We start from the raw sequence: 3,069 nt of genomic DNA on the forward strand, positions 1-3,069 counted from the left end.
GCCGGTATGAGCACCCCGCCGAACCCGCCCCGCACTCCCGCCGGCCCGCCGACCGAGCCGGCGGGCACCCCGATACCCGAGGCCTCGGAGACATCGGAGACACCGGAGGCGGACTCCATACCGGCGCCCGCCCAGCCGCTCTCGCTGGAGAAGACCCCGGCCGCCCCGGCCCCGGCCGCCCCCGAGGCATCCGGGACGCCGGCGGCCCCCGAAACCCCGGCGGCGCCCCAGACACCCTCGACCCCCGCGGCCGCCCCGGCCCCCGAGGCTCCCGCGGCGGCCGCCCCGGAGCCGACTCCCGCCCCGTCGGCCTTCGCCCCGCCCACGCCGCCCCCGGCCGCAGGCTTCGGCACACCCGGCACACCCGGCACCCCCGGCGCACCCGGCAACCCGTGGGGCGAGCTCACTCCCGGCTACCCCGGAGCCTCGTACCCCGGATACCCGCAGGCCGCCCCGACCGGCAACGGCCTGGCCGTCGCCGCCCTCATCACCGGCGGCTTCGGCATCGTCCTGGGCATCATCCCGTTCTTCTTCTGGGCCGGCACCCTGACTGCCGCCGTCGGCCTGGGCCTCGGCATCGGTGGTGTCGTCCGCGCCAACAAGGGCGCCCCGAACAAGTCGATGGCCGTCGTCGGCACGGTTCTCTCCGTGCTCGGCCTGCTCGCCTCGGTCGGCGGCTTCTTCCTCACCGTCCTGGTCGTCGACAGGGCCGACAGTCGCATCGACCGGCAGATCGAGGAGGACTGGGGGCCGGACACGCGCTACCCCAGCGGTGAGCCCTGGCCGTCCAAGTCCCCGGCGCCCACCCAGGTCCCCGGCCTGACCAGCGCGCTGCCGTTCGGCGAGAGCTTCACCTACCCGAACGGCATCAAGGTGAGCCTCTCGGTTCCGACGATGTACGAGCCGAAGGACGCGTACTCCCGAAAGCAGGTCAAGAACGCGGTGCAGCTCACCGTCACCATCACCAACGGCTCGAACGCGCCGTTCGAGGTGCTCTACACCAGCCCCAACGTCCGCGACGACCAGGGCATGACCGCCGACGTGGTCTACGACGGCACCGTGCCGAAGACGATCAAGGGCTCCCTCCTGCCGGGCGAGACCGCCAGCGGGATCGCGGCCTTCGAGGTCCCCAAGGGCACCAAGGGCATCACCGCGGACATCTCCCCCGGGATCTTGCTCGACGACGTGAAGTACGCGGGCCCGATCGGCTGACGGGGCGTCACCACCCTGGAAGCAGGCGGGGCCCAGGACATCGCGTCAGAAAGACGATTACACTGGGCCCCGTGCCTCAACTTCGACTCGCTCTGAATCAGATCGACTCGCACGTCGGCGACATCGCCGCCAACGCCGACTCGGTCGTCCACTGGACCCGGCACTCCGCCGAGCAGGGCGCCCACCTGGTGGCGTTCCCGGAGATGATGCTGACCGGGTACCCCGTCGAGGACCTCGCCCTGCGCGGATCCTTCGTGGAGGCCTCCCGTACCGCGCTGCGCGAGCTCGCGGAGCGGCTGGCGGCCGAGGGCCTCGGCGAGCTGCCGGTCGTCGTCGGCTACCTCGACCGCACCGAGCGGGCCGTACCCCGCCTGGGCCGCCCGGCCGGCTCCCCGGAGAACGCGGCCGCCGTACTGCACCGCGGGCAGGTCGTCCTGCGCTTCGCCAAGCACCACCTCCCCAACTACGGCGTGTTCGACGAGTTCCGGTACTTCGTGCCGGGCAACACGCAGCCGGTGATCCGGGTCGGCGGGGTCGACGTGGCCCTGGCGATCTGCGAGGACCTGTGGCAGGAGGGCGGCCGGGTCCCGGCCACCCGCTCCGCCGGGGCCGGGCTGCTGATCTCCGTGAACGCGTCCCCGTACGAGCGCAACAAGGACGACCTGCGCCTCGAACTGGTCCAGAAGCGGGCCCAGGAGGCCGGCTGCACCCTCGCCTACCTGGCGATGATCGGCGGCCAGGACGAGCTGGTCTTCGACGGCGACTCGATCGTCGTCGACGCCGACGGGCAGGTCGTCGCCCGCGCCCCGCAGTTCTCCGAGGGCTGCGTCCTGGTCGACCTCGACCTGCCGGCCGCCCGCGCCGACGCGCCCGAGGGCGTGGTGGACGACGGCCTGCGCATCGAGCGCGTGATCCTCTCCGAGGAGCCCGTGGAGCCGTACGAGCCGGTGGTCACCGGCGGGTACGCCGACCGGCTCGACGACGACGAGGAGATCTACGACGCGCTGGTCGTGGGACTGCGCGCCTACGTCAGGAAGAACGGGTTCCGCTCCGTCCTGATCGGGCTCTCCGGCGGCATCGACTCCGCGCTCGTCGCCGCCATCGCCTGCGACGCGATCGGCGCGCAGAACGTGTACGGCGTCTCGATGCCCTCGAAGTACTCCTCGGACCACTCGCGCAGCGACGCGGCCGACCTGGCCGAGCGCACCGGGCTGAACTTCCGGACCGTCTCCATCGAGCCGATGTTCGACGCCTACATGGGCTCGCTGGGCCTGACCGGCCTGGCCGAGGAGAACCTCCAGTCCCGGCTGCGCGGCACCCTGCTGATGGCGCTGTCCAACCAGGAGGGCCACATCGTGCTGGCCCCGGGCAACAAGTCGGAGCTGGCCGTCGGCTACTCCACCCTGTACGGCGACTCGGTGGGCGCGTACGGCCCGATCAAGGACGTCTACAAGTCGGACGTCTTCCGGCTCGCGGAGTACCGCAACCGGGCCGCCGCGGAGCGCGGCGAGACCCCGCCGATCCCGGAGAACTCGATCGTGAAGCCGCCGAGCGCCGAGCTGCGCCCGGACCAGGTGGACACGGACTCGCTGCCGGACTACCCGGTGCTCGACGCGATCCTGGCCATGTACGTGGACCGTGACCAGGGCATGGACGCGATCGTGGCGGCCGGCTTCGACCCGGAACTGGTGGCCAGGACGCTGCGGATGGTGGACACGGCGGAGTACAAGCGCCGCCAGTACCCGCCGGGCACGAAGATCTCCGCGAAGGGCTTCGGCAAGGACCGCCGACTGCCCATCACGAACGGCTGGCGCGAGCAGACGTAGCGGATCCGGGCCACCGGACACGGCGCGGCCC

General features: G+C 72.3%; 2 protein-coding genes. Both read left to right on the plus strand.

From position 1 onward, the window contains the following. Positions 1–1,212 (plus strand): DUF4352 domain-containing protein (locus tag ACWGIU_RS34075; protein ID WP_453711972.1); only part of this gene is annotated, 1,212 nt, incomplete at its 5' end. Between the two features lie 71 nt (positions 1,213–1,283). Beyond that, positions 1,284–3,038 (plus strand): NAD+ synthase, encoded by a 1,755-nt coding sequence (locus ACWGIU_RS34080; protein WP_453711973.1) that lies wholly within the window; start codon positions 1,284–1,286, stop codon positions 3,036–3,038. Positions 3,039–3,069: the final 31 nt, after the last annotated feature.

It is taken from the genome of Streptomyces sp. NPDC054840 (assembly GCF_053611065.1).